This is a genomic window from Nitrogeniibacter mangrovi (genome assembly GCF_010983895.1).
Taxonomy (GTDB): domain Bacteria; phylum Pseudomonadota; class Gammaproteobacteria; order Burkholderiales; family Rhodocyclaceae; genus Nitrogeniibacter; species Nitrogeniibacter mangrovi.
The window spans coordinates 2,851,093-2,871,213 of record NZ_CP048836.1; the positions used below are offsets into that span (position 1 = coordinate 2,851,093).

19 protein-coding genes are annotated in these 20,121 nt (G+C 64.9%); 15 read left to right on the forward strand and 4 right to left on the reverse strand.

Going from position 1 to position 20,121, the window contains the following annotated elements:
• Nucleotides 1–32 precede the first annotated feature (32 nt).
• The 6 genes from G3580_RS13270 (at nucleotide 33) to argB (ending at nucleotide 4,007) form a co-directional block, all read left to right on the forward strand.
• A complete protein-coding gene (locus G3580_RS13270; protein WP_228720664.1) occupies nucleotides 33–458 on the forward strand; it encodes a ribonuclease domain-containing protein in 426 nt (141 codons plus the stop codon).
• Complete coding sequence (locus tag G3580_RS13275) at nucleotides 455–874, forward strand: barstar family protein (RefSeq protein ID WP_173766239.1); 420 nt, start codon at nucleotides 455–457, stop codon at nucleotides 872–874. Before G3580_RS13270 ends, G3580_RS13275 begins: the two co-directional genes overlap by 4 nt.
• Before the next feature lies 1 nt (nucleotide 875).
• The gene (gene nudB / locus G3580_RS13280; RefSeq protein ID WP_173766241.1) at nucleotides 876–1,331 is read left to right on the forward strand and encodes a dihydroneopterin triphosphate diphosphatase; all 456 of its coding nucleotides are present in this window, start codon (nucleotides 876–878) and stop codon (nucleotides 1,329–1,331) included.
• A gap of 89 nt (nucleotides 1,332–1,420) precedes the next feature.
• Entirely contained in the window at nucleotides 1,421–1,834 is a 414-nt protein-coding gene (locus G3580_RS13285; RefSeq protein ID WP_173766243.1) for an Hsp20/alpha crystallin family protein, read from the forward strand.
• A gap of 81 nt (nucleotides 1,835–1,915) precedes the next feature.
• Nucleotides 1,916–3,049 carry a right-handed parallel beta-helix repeat-containing protein gene (locus G3580_RS13290; protein WP_173766245.1) on the forward strand — a complete coding sequence of 378 codons (1,134 nt, stop codon included), beginning with the start codon at nucleotides 1,916–1,918 and terminating at the stop codon, nucleotides 3,047–3,049.
• 67 nt (nucleotides 3,050–3,116) lie between these two features.
• Nucleotides 3,117–4,007, forward strand: a complete 891-nt coding sequence (gene argB / locus G3580_RS13295) for an acetylglutamate kinase (protein ID WP_173766247.1) — start codon at nucleotides 3,117–3,119, stop codon at nucleotides 4,005–4,007.
• Here the strand turns inward: argB and G3580_RS13300 are convergent, their stop codons facing one another.
• The 3 genes from G3580_RS13300 to G3580_RS13310 all read right to left on the reverse strand — a co-directional run bounded on the left by G3580_RS13300 (nucleotide 4,008) and on the right by G3580_RS13310 (nucleotide 6,629).
• Nucleotides 4,008–4,709, reverse strand: a complete 702-nt coding sequence (locus tag G3580_RS13300; RefSeq protein WP_173766249.1) for a tetratricopeptide repeat protein — start codon at nucleotides 4,707–4,709, stop codon at nucleotides 4,008–4,010. It lies immediately after the preceding gene.
• A 4-nt stretch (nucleotides 4,710–4,713) separates the two neighbouring features.
• A complete protein-coding gene (locus tag G3580_RS13305; RefSeq protein ID WP_217424497.1) occupies nucleotides 4,714–4,962 on the reverse strand; it encodes an acyl carrier protein in 249 nt (82 codons plus the stop codon).
• Nucleotides 4,963–5,036: 74 nt separating this feature from the next.
• The gene (locus G3580_RS13310; RefSeq protein WP_217424498.1) at nucleotides 5,037–6,629 is read right to left on the reverse strand and encodes an acyl-CoA ligase (AMP-forming), exosortase A system-associated; all 1,593 of its coding nucleotides are present in this window, start codon (nucleotides 6,627–6,629) and stop codon (nucleotides 5,037–5,039) included.
• A gap of 189 nt (nucleotides 6,630–6,818) precedes the next feature.
• On the opposite strand from G3580_RS13310, the gene G3580_RS13315 reads away from it, so the two are divergent.
• The 9 genes from G3580_RS13315 to G3580_RS13355 all read left to right on the forward strand — a co-directional run bounded on the left by G3580_RS13315 (nucleotide 6,819) and on the right by G3580_RS13355 (nucleotide 18,032).
• Nucleotides 6,819–8,306, forward strand: a complete 1,488-nt coding sequence (locus G3580_RS13315) for an oligosaccharide flippase family protein (protein WP_173766254.1) — start codon at nucleotides 6,819–6,821, stop codon at nucleotides 8,304–8,306.
• Nucleotides 8,307–8,432: 126 nt separating this feature from the next.
• Nucleotides 8,433–10,076 (forward strand): arsenate reductase/protein-tyrosine-phosphatase family protein, encoded by a 1,644-nt coding sequence (locus G3580_RS13320; RefSeq protein ID WP_173766256.1) that lies wholly within the window; start codon nucleotides 8,433–8,435, stop codon nucleotides 10,074–10,076.
• Between the two features lie 3 nt (nucleotides 10,077–10,079).
• Nucleotides 10,080–11,078: a glycosyltransferase family 2 protein gene (locus tag G3580_RS13325; RefSeq protein WP_173766258.1), complete on the forward strand. Its 999-nt coding sequence runs from the start codon at nucleotides 10,080–10,082 to the stop codon at nucleotides 11,076–11,078.
• 14 nt (nucleotides 11,079–11,092) lie between these two features.
• Complete coding sequence (locus tag G3580_RS13330; protein WP_173766259.1) at nucleotides 11,093–11,857, forward strand: sulfotransferase family protein; 765 nt, start codon at nucleotides 11,093–11,095, stop codon at nucleotides 11,855–11,857.
• Between the two features lie 35 nt (nucleotides 11,858–11,892).
• Complete coding sequence (locus G3580_RS13335) at nucleotides 11,893–12,753, forward strand: hydrolase 2, exosortase A system-associated (RefSeq protein WP_173766261.1); 861 nt, start codon at nucleotides 11,893–11,895, stop codon at nucleotides 12,751–12,753.
• Nucleotides 12,750–13,664, forward strand: a complete 915-nt coding sequence (locus G3580_RS13340) for a hydrolase 1, exosortase A system-associated (RefSeq protein WP_173766263.1) — start codon at nucleotides 12,750–12,752, stop codon at nucleotides 13,662–13,664. Before G3580_RS13335 ends, G3580_RS13340 begins: the two co-directional genes overlap by 4 nt.
• A 56-nt stretch (nucleotides 13,665–13,720) precedes the next feature.
• Nucleotides 13,721–14,962, forward strand: coding sequence for a pyridoxal-dependent decarboxylase, exosortase A system-associated (locus tag G3580_RS13345; protein ID WP_228720665.1), 1,242 nt, complete (start codon nucleotides 13,721–13,723; stop codon nucleotides 14,960–14,962).
• Between the two features lie 102 nt (nucleotides 14,963–15,064).
• Nucleotides 15,065–16,720: an asparagine synthetase B family protein gene (locus G3580_RS13350; RefSeq protein WP_228720666.1), complete on the forward strand. Its 1,656-nt coding sequence runs from the start codon at nucleotides 15,065–15,067 to the stop codon at nucleotides 16,718–16,720.
• A gap of 235 nt (nucleotides 16,721–16,955) precedes the next feature.
• A complete protein-coding gene (locus tag G3580_RS13355; RefSeq protein WP_173766267.1) occupies nucleotides 16,956–18,032 on the forward strand; it encodes an acyltransferase family protein in 1,077 nt (358 codons plus the stop codon).
• A 48-nt stretch (nucleotides 18,033–18,080) separates the two neighbouring features.
• Here G3580_RS13355 and cysN read toward each other — a convergent pair whose 3' ends face one another.
• Complete coding sequence (gene cysN, locus G3580_RS13360) at nucleotides 18,081–19,988, reverse strand: sulfate adenylyltransferase subunit CysN (RefSeq protein ID WP_173766269.1); 1,908 nt, start codon at nucleotides 19,986–19,988, stop codon at nucleotides 18,081–18,083.
• Nucleotides 19,989–20,121: the final 133 nt, after the last annotated feature.

Below are 20,121 nucleotides of genomic sequence, written 5' to 3' on the forward strand. Positions count from 1 at the left end.
ACACTGGGCATCCGACCGCTTCGGGTGCGACCGTGACCCCAATCCAACGCCTCGGATCCCTTCTCTTCGCCAGCCTGACCATGCTGGCCGGCTGCGGTGTCGACGCCGACCACAGCGCACCGGCACCGGTCGCTCGCATCGAGCGGGCGCAGACGCCTTCCCTATCGCCGACACACCGACTCGATCTGCGCGGACTGCCCCGGGAAGCGGGCGAAGTCATCGCCCTGATCGAACGCGGTGGCCCCTTCCCCCACCCACAGGACGGCAGCGTGTTCCAGAATCGCGAACGGCGCCTGCCGCCCCGACCCCGCGGCGACTACCGCGAATACACGGTGCCCACCCCCGGAGAGCACAGTCGCGGCGCACGCCGCATCGTCACCGGCGGCCACCCCCCCGACGTGTTCTACTACACCCCCGACCACTATCGCAGTTTCATCCGCATTCCGGAGCGTCCATGAACGCCGACACCGATCGCTTCATCGCCGCGGTGCTGGCCGGCGACAACGCCGTCACATCGGCCCCTGCAGCCGTCTGGCCGGCCCGCCATACGCATCCGGATTCGCTGGCGCCACATCGGGTCGACGTGCCCCTTGGCGAAGCGGCATCCAAACCCGCCATCCTCGACGCCTTCGCGCAGGCCTTCGGCATGCCCCGCTGGTTCGGCCACAACTGGGACGCACTCGAGGAATGCCTCCACGACCTGTCCTGGCGCCCCGACGGCGCCATGCTGGTCCTGGTCTCCGGGACGGCCGCCTCACGCCAGGATGCGGAGATCCTGATGGATATCCTCCGGTCCACCTGCCACCACTGGCAGCGCGCCGGACGGCCGTTTCATGTCCTCGTCGACCCGCGCCTGCTGGCCGGGGAACCCTGACATGTCCCCCGACAAGCGCCCCGTCTCGGTACTCGTGGTCGTCCATACCCGAACCGGCCACACCCTGCTGCTGCGCCGCCAGCCGCCCACCCGCTTCTGGCAGTCGATCACCGGCAGTCTCGAACCCGGGGAGACGCCACACGAGGCGGCGGTGCGAGAGCTGGCCGAAGAAACCGGCCTGATCGCCGCCTCCGCCGATCTGCATGACTGGCAGTTGCAGAACCGTTTTCCGATCCCCCCCAAATGGGCCGCCCGCTACGCCCCCGGCGTCCGTTTCAACACCGAGCACGCCTTCAGCCTGCAGCTGCCTGCGCCCTGCGACGTGCGCCTCGCCCCGGGCGAGCACGACGCCGCCGAGTGGCTGCCGCTGCACAAGGCGATCGACCGGGCCTGGTCGTGGACCAATCGCGACCTGATGCGCCTGATCCTGGCTCAGCCAGCCGATCCGATACGCTGACAGGACCGCAATCGCGCGCTCTTGAAATTCCGCCGGCCGACACTACATCCGTATCAGGCAACTCTGATACGCCAGTGAAGGAGGATCTCATGAGCAACATCATTCGCCGCGATCCCTTCGAGGATCTGTTCCGTGGTTTCTTCGTTCGTCCGGTCGAGTTCGGCGGCAACGCCGAAGCGCCGCAGATGCGGGTGGACGTGAAGGAGAACCCCGACAGCTATACCGTGCATGCCGAACTGCCCGGTGTCGCCAAGGATGACATCCATGTGCACATCGACGGCCCCGTGCTCTCCATCAGCGCCGAGCGCAAGGAAAGCAAGGAGCAGAAGGACGGCGAACGCGTCCTGCGCACCGAGCGCTATTACGGCAAGGTGTCGCGCAGCTTCCAGCTGGGCCAGGACATCGACGAGTCGCGCTCCAGCGCCAAGTTCACCGACGGGGTGCTCGAGTTGCAACTGCCCAAGAAGGTCGAGGTGCAGGCGAAACGGCTGACGATCGAGTAAGCTCGTTCCCAGCCGAACGAAGGGCGACGCCTCGAGGCGTCGCCTTTTTCTTTACCCTCTCGACGCCGGAGCCGTGCACCGATGCCGTTTCGCCGCCTGCTGCTCGCCTGCGCCTTGATCGCGGCGCCCGCCTGTGCGGACACGCTGCGCGTCGGCCCGAACGGCCCGATCAAGCACATCCGGGACGCCGCACGCATCGCCCGCGACGGCGACATCATCGACATCGCGCCCGGCATCTACCGGGGCGATGTGGCGGTGTGGACGCAACGCCATCTGCGCATTCGCGGTCTCGGCCCCGGTGTGGTGCTCGAGGCGGCGGGCCGGTCGGCCGAAGGCAAGGCGATCTGGGTCGTCCGCGGCGGCACGATCGTCATTGAAAACATCGAATTTCGCGGCGCGCGCGTCCCCGACGGCAACGGTGCCGGCATCCGCTTCGAACGCGGCGACCTGCGCATTCGCCGCTGCCGCTTCCTGGACAACGAAAACGGCATCCTGACCGGCAACACCCCCACCGCCCGCCTGCGCGTGGAAGACAGCGTGTTCGGCCAGGCGCCCCATCACCCGGGCAGCCTGCACCATCTGCTCTACGTCGGCCAGATCGGCCGCTTCGAGCTGTCCGGCAGCCACCTGAGCAACGGTTTCAACGCCCATCTGGTCAAGAGCCGGGCACGCGAGAGCCTCATCACCGACAACCTGATCGACGACGGCCCGACCGGGCGCGCCAGCTACGAACTGGAATTTCCCAACAGCGGCCGCGCCACGGTGACCGGCAACATCATCGGCCAGTCGGCACACACGACAAATCGCATCCTCCTGCGCTACGGGGCCGAAGGCGCCATCTGGCCGGTCAACCGGCTCACCGTGGTCCACAACACCCTGATCAGCCGCAACGGCCTGGGGCCGGCCGTGCATGTAGACGCGCCGCCCGACGCACGCCCCCAGGTCCGCATCGAGGCCAACCTGTTCGTCGGCTCGCAGCGTCTCGAGCTCGGCCCGGATGCCATCGTCCGTGACAACGCCTTCGTTCCACAAAATGCGTTCGATGATGGGCGCCCTGCCGCGACCGCCTACTGGCTCGACGCCCCCGTGCTCGAGCCCGCGGCGGACTCCCTGCGCCCGGAGCACCAGCTCACGCCGCCGATCGGCACCCATCCCCTGCCGCCGGGCACGCCCCACCGGGCCGGCGCGCTCCAGCACCCACCGCCCTGGCCGTGAACGCGCCCGACTTTGCGTGACCGGCCTGGCCGGATAAAATTGCCACTTCATTCATCGAGCCGATGTCATGAGCACCGAAACCGTCACCCCCGCCCGCAAGGCCGAAATCCTCGCCGAAGCCCTGCCCTACATCAAGCGCTTCTTCGACAAGACCATCGTCATCAAATATGGCGGCAACGCCATGACCGACCCCAAGCTCAAGGACTGCTTCGCCCGCGACGTGGTGCTGCTCAAGCTCGTCGGCATGAACCCGGTCGTCGTGCATGGCGGCGGCCCGCAGATCGAGAACCTGCTGCAGCGCGTCGGCAAGAAAGGGGAATTCATCCAGGGCATGCGGGTCACCGACGCCGAGACCATGGAAGTGGTCGAGATGGTGCTGGGCGGCCAGGTGAACAAGGAAATCGTCAATCTCATCAACCAGCACGGCGGCAAGGCCGTCGGCCTCACCGGCAAGGACGCCCGCTTCATTCGCGCCAAGAAGCTGCTCATGCAGAAGAAGGACGCGCCGCCGGGAGACGTGGTCGATGTGGGCCAGGTCGGTGAGATCACCCAGGTGGACCCGAGCCTGATCGCGTTTCTCGACCAGGGGGACTTCATCCCCGTCATCGCCCCCATCGGGGTCGGCGAGGATGGCGAGACCTACAACATCAACGCCGACGTGGTCGCCGGCAAGCTGGCCGAAATCCTCCGGGCGGAAAAGCTCGTCCTGCTCACCAACACCCCGGGGGTGCTGGACCAGCAAGGCAAGCTGCTGACGGGACTCACCCCGAAAGACATCGACGATCTGGTCGCCGACGGGACACTGTCGGGCGGCATGCTACCGAAGATCGGCTCCGCCCTGGACGCGGCGCGCAGCGGCGTGAACTCGGTCCACATCATCGACGGGCGTGTGGAACACTGCCTGCTGCTCGAGATCCTCACCGACCATGGGGTCGGTACGATGATCAAGAGCCGGTGATCACTCTTTCTTCGATTCCTGCGCCGTGGCGGTAGTGGCGTCCCGCCAGACGCCCGCGCGCTCGAGGCGGTTTCGCAGGCCGGGTAGCGGAAACCCTTCCGCATACGCCTTGTGCGCGTTTTCCAGCGCTTTCTCGTTGTCTCCGACCTCGAGGTAGGCCAGGCCCAGATTGTAATAAAGGTTCGCGTTGGCACTGCCGAGCTTCTCTGCCTCTTCAAAGCGCTGTATGGCCAATTTAGCATTTCGATGCTTTAGGTAGTACAAGCCAGCGATCAGCTTCACCATGGAATCGTCCGGCGCAAAAACCTCTGCCCTAAGGACAAAGCATTTGATTGAGTAGGGCAAATGACTCGGCTTTTCTGTTCCAGTCTGTTCGCCCAATCGAATCAACGTCATTAACGCTCGAGGATGATTGGGAAATGCCTTGAGCGTATACGCCAGCTGCCCCCCCGGGTTTTTCTCATTTGGAGAAAGACTTTCCACATCCGGCCCAAAGTGATACTGCTCGACGATCGGCAATTTCGCTTTATCAATACGATAATCAAACGGACCATAGTGATTTGTCAGCTCGCCACAGTAGGCGGGAAGGCCGTTCGCAGCTTGCGCACTGATGACGTGCGACACTCCCGCCGCAGCCATACAGCCGGTGAACAACCAGTGAGCTAAACCACGGATAGGGTTCGTTCTTATCGCATATGCCATCAACTCAACCCACCTTGGACTGAACGAAATCGACCAGCGTCCCCACGGACGCGAACGTGGCGCCGTCAATTTCATCGTCATCGACATACACCCCGAGACGCTCTTCCATGAGATTGATGACCGCAACAACGGCCATCGAGTCGAGTTCCGGCAAGGCGCCCAGCAGCGGGGTGTCCAGGGAAAAGGTCTGTGCCCGACCATTGAGGCCGAGCGCCTCATCCAGGATTTCCAGTACTTCGTTCTTGATATCCAACTCGAATCTCCATCCATCCAGCCATCGGCCGTTCATGCTCGCGATGCCGCAACGATGTCGCGGACGGGGGCATCCTATTTCAATTGGGATGCCTCGGCAAACAAATCCACCACGGAATCGGCCAACTGTCGCCGATCCACCTTGCCATTGGGATTTCGCGGCAGTGGCCGATCGAAACAGATCACCTTCGCCGGCACCATGAACGCCGGTAGTTGCTGGCGGCAAGCCAGAAGCAGGCGTGATTCCAGATCGTCTTCCCCTGGCTCGACCATGACGATGAGCACCACCGCCTGCCCGAGTGTCGGATGCGGCGCACCCACGGCCACCACCTCCCGAATGCCCTCAAAGCCGTATAGCACCTCCTCCACTTCCGTCGGGCTCACCCGATAGCCCGAGGTCTTGATCATCTCGTCCTGGCGGCCGATGAAGTAAAGGAAGCCGTCGGCGTCGCGGCGCACCGTATCCCCCGAGAAAACCGCCAGCTCGGGCGTCGGAATGCCGTGAGGACGGCCAGGTGCCGGTTTGAATCTTTCAGCGGTGCGCCCCGGATCGTTCCAATAACCGAGCGACACATGCACGCCACGATGTACCAGCTCACCCGGCTCGTCCGGATCGCACAAGGTACCGTCCGGGCGGACCACCAGAATTTCCGCGTTGGGGATCGCCTTGCCCATGGAATCGGGCCGGCGGTCGACCTCATCCGGCGGCAGATACGTGGACCGGAACGCTTCGGTGAGTCCGTACATCAGATAGGGGCGGGCCTTCGGCAGGCGCTGGCGCAAGGCGTCGAGCGTCGTTCGGGGCATGTGTCCGCCGGAGTTGGTGAAATACCGCAGGTGGGCGTCGAGCCCCTCCGGCCACTCGAGCTGAGAGAGCTGGATCCACAGCGGCGGTACCGCCGCCAGCCCCGTGATGCGCTCCTTTTTGACGGCATTGACCACGTCCCGCGGCATCAGATAGTTGATCAGCACCGCGCAGGCACCGACGAGGAAGCTGGTGGTGATCTGATTCAGGCCGTAGTCGAAGCTCAACGGCAACACGGAAAGAATACGATCTTCACTCGTGTTCTCGAGGTACTCGGCCACGCTCCGGGCACCTTCGACGATGTTTCGATGCGACAGCACCACGCCCTTGGGTTTGCCGGTACTCCCCGAGGTATACAGAATCGCCGCCATGTCCGCATCGACAGCGTGATTGGCACCGGGCTCGGCACCGGACCTTGCAGACCAGCGACTGACGAATGCCGCTTCCACCTCGACCGGGGCATCCCCGACGATCATGACGTCCTTAAGCGCAGGACACTGCGCCAACACGGGCGCCATCAACCCGATCCGCTCGGCGGTGGTCACCAGCAGGCGCACATCGCAATCGCGCATGATGTGCACCACCTGCTCCGGTTTGAGCAGCGGGTTGACCGGAACGAACACCGCGCCGGCAGCGTTGGCGCCAAAGAGGGCCACCACTGTCTCGATCCGTTTTTCCATCCACACGGCCACCCGCTCGCCCCGCCGGACCCCGAGCTCGCGAAACGCACCGGCCGTGTTCCGAATTTCGGTGGCCAGCTCGGCATAGGTCAGTTGCTCGGTACGATATTTCAGCGCCGGCGCATGCGGAGTGCGTGTGGCGCTATCGAAGACCAGTTCATGCAGCAAGCGGCCCATCGTCATCCTTCGAGTTCATTCATGTTCGGGCATTGTCCCATAGCCGCGCATGTCATACGCTCCTGCTCCGGACGATGCGGCGGATATCCGGGGTGCAATGGTCGCCCAGTGCGCACCACGTCATCTGTGTCCGACATCACAATTGCGTATGGATAGTTGCGGTATCCTGCGCGCTCCTTACCTTGAAGCCCAGGCATGCCCGCCACCCAAGCACCTGAATCCTCGCTGAAAGACAAGGTTGTTCACAGCGCCTTGTGGATGATCGCCACCCGCTGGGTCCATCGTCTGCTTGGCTTGATCAGCACCATGGTGCTGGCACGCGTCCTCATGCCGGAGGATTTCGGCGTCGTCGCGGCGGTGACTGCCGTCGTGGCCATCATGGACGGGTTCTTCGAGTTCGGCTTCGATCTGGCGCTGATACGAGAAAAGGACGCGACTCGCGACGATTTCGACACCGCGTGGACCATGCGCCTGCTCAAGGGCATCCTCTTCGGGCTGGCCCTCATTGCGGCCTCGCCCCTCGTGGCCCACTACGCCGACGAGGGCGACATCGTCGCCATCAGCGCGCTGATTGGCGCCGGGCTCATGATCCGGGGCGCGGAAAACGTCGGCATGGTGCAGTTCCAGAAGGAACTTCAGTTCGACCGCCTGTTCCGCATCAAGCTGTATCCGCGCATTCTTGGCGTCATCACCAGTATTGCGGTGGCCCTGTGGCTGCGTTCCTACTGGGCGATCGTGATCGGCGCGGTCATGCTCAACGTCTATCAGACCCTGTTCAGCTATCTGATGTGCCCCTTCCGCCCGCGGCTGCGGCTCGAAGGCGCCGGCAAGTTGTGGCGTTTTTCCAAATGGATCGTCATCTCCGCCATCAGCCGGCAACTGTTCGCCGCCACCGACCGGTTCGCGCTCTCCGGCTGGATTTCGAAAGAGCAACTGGGTTTCTTCAGCGTCGGCGGCAGCCTCGCCTCGATGATCACCAACGAGCTGGTCGGCGCTGTCGGCACCGCCCTGATTCCGGGCTATGCCAAGCTCCAGGACGAACAATCCCGGCTGCGTGCCGCCTTTCTCGCTTCGCAGTCGGCCTTCATCGCCCTGTTGGTCCCGGCCGCGGTGGGCGTCTTCGTGCTCTCGCGACCGCTGACCCAGGTGGTACTGGGCGCACAATGGACGGACGCGGCGCCGATCCTCGGATTGTTCGGGCTGTTCTACCTGTGCTATTCCATCGTCGAGAACCTGAACCGCTTCATGGCGATGACCGGGCTCCAGGTCATTTCGGCACGCAGTGGGATCGTGCGCAGCACGGTCTTCCTCCTGGCCATCTATCCGGCGTTCGAGATTGGGGGCATCGCCGGGCTCATCGGCACCAAGATCACCCTGTCCGCCGTCGAGATCCTGTTCCTGTCCTATCACTGCACCCGACGCATCGACACGCCGATGTCCCGCTATCTCGGCACCTACGTGCGTCCGCTGCTCGCCAGCGCGGCCATGGCCGCAGCGACCCTGCCGCTCGTAGGCATGCTCCACACCCCGCCCGTGGTTACGCTGTTTGCCTGCGCGGGCGTCGGCGCCGTGATCTACGGCACCTGTTCCCTGGCCATCTGGCGTGTCTCCGGCCGCCCCAACGGACTGGAAGCCATCGTGATCGATCTGCTCGCCCGCAAAGGGCTGCTGCCGGGTCGCTGAATAGAGACTCCGGACGTGGAACCAACCCTTGCACCCCTCCGCCCATCGAACTCCGTCCTCGTCCTCGACGGCGATCAGGCCTCCGCACTGTCGATCGTCCGCTCGTTGGGTCGATCCGGGTTGCACGTGGACGTTGCCAGCGCCGCCGAGCACCCCATCTGTGCCAGTTCCCGTCACACGCGCAGCTGTGCCCGCTATCCGGACCCACTCAAGGAAGAGGCCGGATTCATCCGCTGGATCGAGACGCAGATCGAGCGCGAGGCGTACGCGCTGATCCTTCCGGTCACCGAGCGGACGCTGGTGCCGCTGCTGCACCACCGCGCCAAACTGGACGATCGTCGCATCGCCATGGCACCGAGCGAGGCACTCGAGCAGGTCCTGGACAAGGAACGCACGGTCGCCCTGGCCGAATCGCTTGGGATTGCCGTTCCGGCATCGGTCCCGGTCACTTCTCTGGACGATCTGGACCGGGCCGAGGCCGCACTGGGTTATCCCCTGGTGATCAAGCCCTCGCGCTCGGTCGGCCATGGCAACGGCAGTGGCGTCCAGCTCACGGTCAGCTATGCCCAGGATCGCGACGAACTCGAAAAGCGGGTGAAACACGCCCTCAACCATGGCGGCGTGATCTTGCAGGAGTACTTCCGTGGCGATGGCGTCGGCATCGAGTTGATCGCCGATCGGGGCGAGGTGCGCTTCGCCTTCCAGCATCGCCGCCTGCATGAAGTCCCGCTCACCGGCGGCGGCAGCAGCCTGCGTTGCAGCGAAGCCATCGTCCCGGCCCTGTTCGAGGCCGCCCGGGCCTTGGCCAAGGCCCTGAATTGGCACGGGGTCGCCATGGTCGAGTTCAAGTACGCACCGCAGACCGGCCAGTTCCGCCTCATGGAAATCAACGGCCGGTTCTGGGGTTCCCTGCCCCTGGCCATCGCCGCCGGCGCAGATTTCCCCTGCATGCTGTACGAGCTGCTGTGCGAAGGCCAAATCGCCGAACGCCCGCCGGCCCGAGAGGGCGTGGTGTGTCGCCAGTTGGGCCGCGATGTTGACTGGACGGAACACGTCCTGCGCCGCAACGCACCAACGTCGCTGGTCAACATTCCCGGCTGGAAAGAAGTGCTTCGGGACTGGGCGCTGGTCTTCTCGCCTCGCCACCATTTCGATGTGCAGTCCCTGCGCGACCCCCGTCCCGGTCTGGTGGACATCGGTCGGATCGTGCACAAACAGCTCCAACGGGTTACCGGGCGGCTCCATGACCGCCGGCAGCTGAAGCGGCAACTGCAACGGGCGCGGCAACGCCGAGAACCGGTGCGATCCGTCCTGTTCCTGTGCTACGGCAACATCAACCGGAGCGCCCTGGCGCATGCCTACGCCGCCCGGCGCAACGGTGAGTCGATGACACTCATGTCGGCCGGTTTCCATCCTCAGGACGGCCGCCCGGCGGATCCGGTCATGGTATCAACGGCCGCAGTCCGGCACGTCGATCTGAGCGCCTGGCGCTCGCACACGCTCGACGCCCGCATGGTGGCCTCGGCCGATCTGATCCTGGCCATGGAACAGGCCCACATCGACCGGCTGCTGGCCAGCTATCCGCAGGTGGCGGACAAGACCTTCCTGCTCGGCGCCGCTGGCGCGCATTCCCCCGATCAGGTCGAGATCCCCGACCCCTACGGTCTCGCGCCGGAAATCTACCAGGGCGTGTGCGAACAGGTGATCCGATCGGTGGACGCCTGGTTTCCCCAGGATCATCCCGCCCCGCCTTCCGGCACAGGACACTGAGCCATGACCGACGCGAATCTTTCGCCCACCTTCAGCATCATCATCCCGACGCGGGATCGCGCAGCCCTGTTCGAACGCACGCTGCAATCCGTGTTCGAGCAGACGATCGACGATTTCGAGGTCATCATCGTCAACGATGGCTCCAGCGGCGAGCAGCTGGACGCCTATCGCACCATGGAAGCGCGTTACGATGCGCGCGTCCGATTCATCTATCTGCCGCACCGGGCCAAGGGCCACGGACCGGCCTACTCGCGCAACGTGGGCGCCGCGAGCGCCCGTGGCACCTATCTGTGCTTCCTCGACGACGACGACCTGTGGATCGATCCGGACCATCTGCGCCGGGTGCGCGACAGCGTTGCCGCCAGCACCCGTCCCATCGATCTGTATTTCACCGATCAGCGCGCCGTGTTCCCGGACGGACAGGCGCATCCCGGCGGGCTCTGGATCTCCGGTCTGGAAGCGCGTATCGATACCTCGCCCGACGCCCTCGGCAACTACCCCGTCCGCCTCGAGCATCTCCTGCAACGCACGGGCTTTGCGCATCTGAACTGTACCGTCTACCGTCGAGCCTTCTTCGAAGCCATCGGCGGCATGGACGAATCGCTGCGCTACGAGAACGACCGGGATGTATATCTGCGCGCCATCGATGCCGCCGAGTACATGCTCTACCATCCGGCCGTGATTGCCCAGCACCACATCCCCAATCCGAAACGGGCCGACAATGTCTCCACGGCCGTGAGCCTGATCGAGAAGAAGGTCATCCAGTTCCGAATCTGCGACAAGGCCATCGCATTCGGCAAACATGCCGCCATGCGCGCTTACGCGCGCCGGGCGAAGGGCTACGAACTCAAGAACATGGCCCACCTGCTCATGCAGGCGGGCAAACCTCGCGAAGCCTTCTTCTACATGCGCGAAGCACTGCTCGTTTCGTTCACATTCAAGTGGCTGGCCTATACGCTCGCATCGGGCGTCCGCCTGCTGCTTCGCCCCCAGGACCCCTGACAGGACATCGGTTTATGTCGTTCTTTTCGGCCCTGCTGACCAATCCCGAGCTCATCCTGCACCATCGGAATATCTTCCTGCTGAGCCACATGCGCGCCAACACCAGCCTTTTCGGCCACCTGATCGGCAGCCATCCGCAGGTGGAGGGCTACTACGAAATGCACATCGGCTACTACGGGTGGAAGAGCCTGTGGCGGCAGAAGCTGCTTCATTTCAAGACCCATTCCGTGAAGCCGGGTGCGCACTGGATGTTCGACAAGGTGCTCCACGACGGCCACCATGTGGCGCCGTCGATCCTGGCCCGCCCGAACAGCCGGACCCTCGTCATGCTGCGCGCGCCGGAACAGTCCATCAAGAGCCTGGTGGCCCTTTATCGCAAGCGCAACCCCCAGTTGCCCGAAGCGACACCCGAAGGCGCCACCCGCTACTATGTGGATCGACTCGAATCCCTCGCCCGCATGGCGCGGGAGCTCGGTCCCCGCTACTTCTACCTTGATGCCGAATGCCTGATCGAACGCACCGACACGACGCTCGCCGCCCTGTCGGAATGGCTTGGCTTCGACACCCCGATTCCCTCGGAATACGATACGTTTTCCAACACCGGCCAGGGCAACACCGGCGATCACTCCAGCCGCCTGAAATCGGGCAAGGTCAACCGCGCCAAGAGCGATTACTCGGATATCGTGCTCAGCGACGCACAGATGGACGCCGCCGAAGCCGCCTACACACAGCATCGCGGCCGCCTCATTGCCGGCAGCGCCCGAGCCTCGACGCTATGAACGCCCCTGTACACGCCTTCGAATCGCCCGGAACCATGTCTGAGCAGAATGCCAGAGTCTCCACCGCCCGCCCGATGTTCCTCGACCTCAATGGCCGGCGCCTGTTCACACTCCAGATCGTCCCGACCGGGCCCATCACCGGCGCCCTGCTCTACCTGCCCCCGTTTGCCGAGGAGATGAATCGCTGCCGGTCTCACGTGGTCAGCCAGGCACGCGCGCTGGCTGCCCGCGGGTACCACACGCTCATCCTCGACCCGTACGGAACGGGGGAGAGCGAGGGCGAGATCACCGACGCCGACTGGGACGCCTGGCGGCTCGACGCCCTCGAAGCGGCACGCTGGCTGGTGGCCGAAACCAGCGCCCCCCTGACCCTCTGGGGGATACGCACCGGCGCCCTGCTCGCTGCCGAGCTCGTGGCGAGTGGCGACACACCACCGCTGCAGCAAGTGCTCTTCTGGCAACCCGTGCTCGACGGCAAACTGTTCCTGAACCAGCACCTGCGCCTGCGAATCGCCGCGCAGATGTTCACCGAAGGCGAGAAGGAAACCGGCGACACCCTGCGCAATCGCCTCAATGCCGGGGAAACCCTCGAAATCGCCGGCTATCCGCTCACCGGACGCCTTGCCGGGCAGCTCGGATCGCTGCGGATGGACGCCTCTGTCGAACATCTGGCACAGGTCCCGGTCTGCTGGCTCGAGGTCGTCGCCAAGGCCGGCCAGGCCCTCGCCCTGCCGAGCCGCAAGCTCATCGACACGCTCGGAGAAGCCGGCGGGCGGGTCCATGTCGAGTCCGTCGCCTGCCCGATGATCTGGCAACTGCATGAGCGGGCCGAGGCGCCGCAACTGGAAACCGCGACGCTCGCGCTGCTCGACACCGTCGCCGGAGCGATCCAATGAGCGCGACCGAAACCCCGATCGTGATCGAGTGCGACGGCGCCGAGCTGATCGGCATGATGCACGTGCCCGCAGAAATCAAGACCCGGGGCGTGGTCGCCATTGTCGCCGGCGGCCCCCAGTATCGCGGCGGCGTGGGCCGGCTGCAGGTGCAGCTGGCGCGCCAGCTGGCCGCCGCCGGCACCCCGGTGTTGCGGTTCGACTATCGCGGTCTTGGCGACAGCGAAGGCACCTTCCGCGGCTTTCAGGACGTCGAGCCCGATTTGCGCGCCGCCATCGATGCGTTTCTCTCACGGGTCCCGCAAATGAAGGAAGTGGTGCTGTGGGGGGGCTGCGACGCGGCAGCCGCCATCATGATCAATGCCTGGAAATATCCGGCGGTGACGGGGCTCATGGTCGGCAACCCGTGGGTGCACACCGAAGAGACCGGCGACGCGGTCACCGTCAAGCATCACTACGCCAAACGTATCCGGGACAAGGACTTCTGGCTCAAGCTGCTGCGGGGCCAGTACAACCCCTTCCCGGCGCTGCTGACCATCGGCCGCGCCCTCTGGGCCAGAGCGCGCAAGCGCCTGTCTGCTCACAAAGCCAGCGCCGGCGGACCGGCCCAGCGCGACGAGCGCCACTTGCCCTTCGTCACCCGCATGCGTCTGGGCATGTCCCGCTTCGGAGGCGACGTGCTCCTGCTCATGAGCGGTCGCAGCCTGGTGAGCAAGGAATTCGACGAACTGGTCGGCAGCGATGCCAGCTGGCAACAGGCCATGGCGACGCCGCGCCATCTGGCCCGGCACGACATGCCCGACGCCGACCAGACCTATTCCTCCGTGGCCTCGCGGCGCGAAGTGATCGCCATCGCCCGCCAATGGCTGCACGATCCGCATGCATCGTTGAATGCGTCGCAGACTCAGGAATGACATCATGCGAACGTATCGGGCCAGACGTCCGCTCCCGGAATCGATCAGTGAATGACATGAACTCCCCGAAAACACCGCCCGCCCACGTCCCCATGGACCAGTTCCGCGTCGAACACGGCGAGCTTCTGGTGGGCGGGATCCCGCTCACACGGCTGGCGGCACGCGTCGGCAGCACACCGTTCTACGCCTACGACCGACAGTTGCTGGACGCACGCGTTGGCGAACTGCGGGCGGCGCTGCCGACCGCCGTCAAGCTCCACTACGCGATCAAGGCAAACCCCATGCCGGCGCTGGTCGGTCACATGGCGGGGCTGGTGGATGGTCTCGACGTGGCCTCCGCGGGCGAACTGGCAGTGGCGCTCGACACCGGCATGAGCCCGCACGACATCTCCTTCGCCGGGCCGGGCAAACGCGTCGAGGAACTGCGTCAGGCGGTCGCCGCCGGCGTCTTGATCAACGCCGAGTCGCCGTCGGAAATCGAGGCCCTGGCCGCTGTCGCCGAATCGACCGGCTGGACACCGCGGATCGCCCTGCGCGTCAACCCGGATTTCGAACTCAAGAGCTCGGGGATGCGCATGGGTGGCGGCCCCAAGCAGTTCGGCATCGACGCCGAGCAGATCCCCGCCGTGATCCAGCGCACCGAGACGCTCGGCCTGCATATCGAGGGCTTTCACCTGTTTGCCGGCTCGCAGAACCTGCAGGCCGAGGCCATCGTCGAAGCGCAGCGCAACTGCTTCGACCTTGCACGCCGTCTGGCCGACCATGTGAGCACCCCCATCCGCATGCTGAACCTGGGCGGCGGCATCGGCATCCCCTATTTCCCGGGCAACGAGCGCGTCGATCTGGCTCCGATCGGTGCCAATCTCGCCCGCATCGCCGACGAGGCCGCGACCGTTTTCCCCCAGGCGGAACTGTGCATCGAACTGGGACGGTTTCTGGTGGGCGAAGCCGGCATCTATGTCTGCCGCGTGCTCGACCGCAAGGAATCCCGTGGCCAGGTCTTCCTGGTCACCGACGGTGGTCTGCATCATCACCTGTCGGCCTCGGGCAACTTCGGCCAGGTCATTCGCAAGAACTATCCGGTGGCCATCGGCAACCGGATGAGCGATACCGAACTGGAGCTGGCCAACGTCGTCGGCCCGCTGTGCACCCCGCTCGACATCCTGGGCGATCGCATGCTGCTGCCCAAGGCCCGGCCGGGCGACCTGGTGGTGGTCTACCAGTCGGGCGCCTACGGCGCCACCGCCAGCCCGCAACGCTTCCTCGGCCACCCGGCCGTCACCGAAGTCCTGGTCTGAACCCCTTTTGCCTTCGACATGAACCAGATCACGCCCCCCCAGGCACTTGCCGAACGATTTGAATGGCCGCACGCGGAAGTACGGCTCTCGCAGGCCGCTTCCGTGGCCGAATCCGATGGCCTCGTGTGCATCGCGCGCGGACGGCCCGAATTCCCGGCGGACAGCACGCGGGACGCGTTGCACACCCCGGCTGACCACTGGCTCGCACTCTTCCGCGCCCATGGTGCCCAGGCCCCCGAACGGGTCCACGGCCGCTTCGGTGTCGCCTTCATCGACACCCGCGAACGCAGCGTGTTTCTGGCCGCCGACCGCTTCGGTACCGCCCCCTGGTGCTTCGCGGTACGCCATGACCGCCTGATCGTCGGCGACCGGGCCGATCTGGTCGCCGACACGGACAGCGCGCTGTCGCCCGACGCCGTCTACGCCTACCTGTTCCACCACATGATTCCGTCGCCCCTGACGATCTTTGCCGACGTCACCCGGCTCGAGGGCGGACACCGGCTCGAATGGCAGGGTGACACCCCGCGCGTCGACGCCTGGTGGCGCCCGGTGTTCACCGAGCCGCGCCAGATGGATTTCGGCGAAGCCAAGGCGCGCTTCATGGACATCATCGAGGCGGCCGTACGCAAGGCCACCGATCGGGGCCATGTGGGCGCCTTTCTGTCGGGCGGAACCGACAGCTCGACGGTCGCGGGGATGCTCACGAAGGTCCTCGGGCGCCCTGCCGAAACCTATTCGATGGGTTTCGATGCCTCCGGCTATGACGAGATGGAATATGCCCGCATCGCCTCGAAGCATTTCGGCACCAATCACCACGAATACTATGTAACGCCGCAGGACCTGCTCGAAGCCATTCCCAGGGTCGCACGCCACTATGACCAGCCCTTCGGCAACTCCTCTGCCGCGCCTGCCTGGCTGTGCGCCTCGCTGGCGCGTCGTGACGGTATCGACACACTGCTGGCCGGCGATGGCGGCGATGAATTGTTCGGCGGCAACACCCGCTATGCCAAGCAACGCGTCTTCGGCGTTTACGACCGGGTCCCCGCTGCCTTGCGCAATGCCTTGCTCGAGCCGGCGCTGTCGCTACCAATCAGCAAGCGGCTGCCCATCGTCAAGAAGGCCGCCAGCTACGTGGACCAGGCCAAGGTGCCCCTGCCCCACCGCATTCACCAATACAACCTGCTGGTGCGGCTTGGTGCCGACCAGGTGTTCGCACCGGATTTTCTCGCACAGATCGACCAGAACGCGCCCGCCCGTGCTCACGAGGCGGTCTGGCAGCGGATCAATGCCGACTCGGACCTGAACCGCCTGCTCGCCTTCGACTGGAAATACACCCTCGAAGACAATGACCTGCCGAAGATCCTCGGCACCACCGAGCTGGCCGGTCTGGGCGTCGAATTCCCCCTGCTCGACGATGCGCTGCTCGACTTCTCGCTCAGCCTGCCACTGGACTACAAGCTGCGCGGCTTCAAGCTGCGCTGGTTCTTCAAGGAGGCACTGCGCGACTTCCTGCCAGACGCCATCATCACCAAGAAGAAACATGGCTTCGGCCTGCCCTTCGGCGTCTGGGCCTGCGAGCACAAGGGCCTGCACGACCTGTCTCACGACACCCTGAACGCGCTCAAGGGGCGTGGCATCGTGAACCCGCGCTTCATCGACCGCCTGCTCGGCGAGTTGCTGCCCGAGCATCCCGGCTATTACGGCGAACTGGTGTGGATTCTCACGATGATGGAGTTGTGGCTGTCCCAAACCCGCTGAGCGCCATTCGCCCGAAGTGAGCGTCAGCCAAGTGTTTCAGGGAATCACGCCGTCGTCCCTGTTTTCTTCAGCAACCGCCCACGCGGCACAAGCGCCTTTCGTCATTTCGGACGTGGGAATTCCGTGGATTTGGGTTCCCTATTGCGCCATTCCTCAAGGTTACCCGGAGAAACAGCCACTTACATCATCGTAACGAAAGCGCCCCTGAGCAAGTACGCATTCCAATACAACACAGGTGAAATGCACTCTATTTGCTTGGGAGAGTCACCTGTTCGGCGTCTACCGCACCCTTCTCGCCCTCGCCGTGCTGTTCCAGCACCTGGCGGACATCCCCCTGATCGGGCACTTCGCGGTCTATGGGTTCTTCGTGCTCAGCGGCTACCTCATGACCACGATCATGCACCAGACCTACGGCTACACGACGCGTGGCCGCTTGGCCTACTTCCTCAACCGCTTCCTGCGCCTGTTTCCCACCTACTGGATCATCTGCCTGCTCACCCTCGGGCTGATCGTACTGCAGGGAGAACCGCTCACCCGGAGCTATCACGACGCGATCTACGTGCCGACTCGCGGCGTCGATATCCTCGCCAACCTGTCGCTGATCTTCCCCGCCTTGTCACCCAAGTGGGTCGAGCCCCGTCTGGCCCCCCCGACCTGGGCCCTGACGCTGGAACTCATCCACTACGTTCTGATCGCTTTGGGCGTTTCGCGCTCGCGACGCATCACCTGGCTTTGGCTCGCCGTCGCGGCCAGCTACTTTGCGGCAACCTATGCGCTGGGCCTCGGGCACGAGTCGCGCTATTCCTACCTGCCCGCCGCGTCGCTGCCGTTCTCGATCGGCGCGCTCCTGTTCCACTATCGGGACGCGACGCGTGAATTCGTCGCCCGGATACCCGGGCACCCGCTGGTCTGGCTCCTCGCGGTCGTCCCGCTGGCGCTCACGGCCCAACTGGACCATCGCGCCTACATCGAACCGCTGTTTTTCATGAACATGGCACTGCACGCGTTGATCATCGCCAAGCTGCGCGACTGGCCACGCGGCGGATGGCTGGGGCAATCCGACAAGCGTATCGGCGACCTGAGCTATCCCATGTATCTGGGTCATTACCTGGCCGGCCTCTCGGTGTCGCTGGTGCTGTGGGGCGCTCCGGTGCACGGTGCAACGCCGCAAGGGGTGATCTCGGCGCTCGTGGCGGCCGTGGTGGTGTCGTGCCTGGCGTATGCGATCAATGTCACCGTGGACCGGAACATCGAACGTGCGCGCCAGGCTCTGAAGAAACGCGCCCGCCCGATCGCGCCCGCGTCCGCCTGAACCCGGGTCCCGCCCGTTCGAGGCGGCCGGGGCCTCCCTCACCGCCACTCAGACGTCGAGCAGCCCCCGCGCAGCCAGCACCTCGACGACCCGGTCCGCCGCCTCTTCCGGCGAGCATTCGGCGGTGCTCACGCGCACCTCCGGTTCCTCCGGCGGCTCGTAGGGCGAGTCGATGCCGGTGAAGTTCTTCAGTTCGCCGCGCCGGGCCTTCTTGTAGAGGCCTTTGGGGTCGCGCTCCTCGGCCACGGCCAGCGGGGTGTCCACGTGGATCTCGAGGAACTCGCCCTCTTCGACCAGCGCGCGCGCCATGCGGCGCTCGGAGCGGAACGGGGAGATGAAGGCGGTGATCACGATCAGGCCGGCGTCGACCATCAACCGGGCGACCTCGGCCACGCGGCGGATGTTCTCCACCCGGTCGGCATCGGTGAAGCCCAGATCCTTGTTGAGCCCGTGGCGCACGTTGTCGCCATCGAGCAGGTAGGTGTGCCGGCCCATGGCGTGCAGTTTCTTCTCCACCAGGTTGGCGATGGTGGACTTGCCCGCACCCGACAGACCGGTGAGCCACAGCACGCAGGGCTTCTGGCCCTTGATGGCGCCGCGGGCAGCCTTGTCCACGTCCACATGCTGCATGTGGATGTTGTGGGCACGGCGCAGGGCGAAGTGGATGAGGCCGGCGCCGACGGTGTTGTTGGTGAGCCGGTCGATGAGGATGAAGCCGCCGGTGTCGGGATTGTCCTTGTAGGCATCGAAGGCGATCTGGCGGTCCAGGCTCAGGTTGCACACGCCGATGCCGTTCAGTTCCAGTTTCTTGGCCGCCATGTGGTCGAGGTTGTTCACGTTCACCTGGTACTTGATCTCGGTGACCGTGGCCATGACCGTCTTGGCGCCGATCTTGAGCAGGTAGGGGCGGCCCGGGAACATGGGCTCGTCGTGCATCCACACCACCGTGACCTCGAACTGGTCGGCCGAACTGCACGGCGCCTCGATGGTGGAGATGACGTCGCCGCGGGAGATGTCGATCTCGTCGTTGAGCGTGAGCGTGACCGACTGGCCGGCGATGGCCTGGGGCAGGTCGCCGTCGCGGGTGACGATGCGCGCCACCGAGCTTTCCTTGCCGGAGGGCTGCACGCGGATACGGTCGCCCACCTTGACGACGCCGGAGGCCAGCGTGCCGGCAAAGCCACGGAAATCGAGGTTCGGCCGGTTGACCCACTGCACCGGCAGGCGGAAGGGCTGGGCCTGCAGACGGGTCTCATCGACTTCCACCGTCTCCAGGTAGGCCATGAGCGTGGCGCCGTGGTACCAGGGCATGCGGTCGCTCGGCTCGATGATGTTGTCGCCCTTGAACGCCGACATGGGGATGAAGGTGACCGACGCCAGGCCGATCTGCGTAGCGAAGTCGCGGAAATCCTCGACGATCTTGCGGAAGGTGTTTTCGCTGTAGTCGACCAGATCCATCTTGTTGACGGCCACCACGATGTGGCGGATGCCGATCAGCGACACCAGGTAGCTGTGGCGCCGGGTCTGGGTGAGCACGCCCTTGCGCGCATCGACCATGAGCACCGCCACGTCGGCGGTGGAGGCACCGGTGACCATGTTGCGGGTGTATTGCTCGTGCCCCGGGGTGTCGGCCACGATGAATTTGCGCCGGTCGGTGGAGAAGAAGCGGTAGGCCACGTCGATGGTGATGCCCTGCTCGCGCTCGGCGGCGAGGCCGTCGACCAGCAGCGCAAAGTCCAGCTGCTCGCCCTGGGTGCCCCACTTGCGCGAGTCGGCTTCCACCGCCGCGAGCTGGTCTTCGAACAGCATCTTGGATTCGTACAGCAGACGGCCGATGAGTGTGCTCTTGCCGTCGTCCACGCTGCCGCAGGTGATGAAACGCAGCAGACTCTTGTGCTCGTGGGCCTTGAGGTACTGCTCGATGTCGGTGGCGATGAGATCGGAGATATGGGCCATGGTGGAATGTCTCGGGTCAGTGTTCGTGGGCTGCTAGCTGCGTGCTTCTGCGTAGGTCGGACTTCAGTCCGACAAATCCCCTCTGGAAAACGGTCGCCGTCGGACTGAAGTCCGACCTACGGGAGAGCGGCCG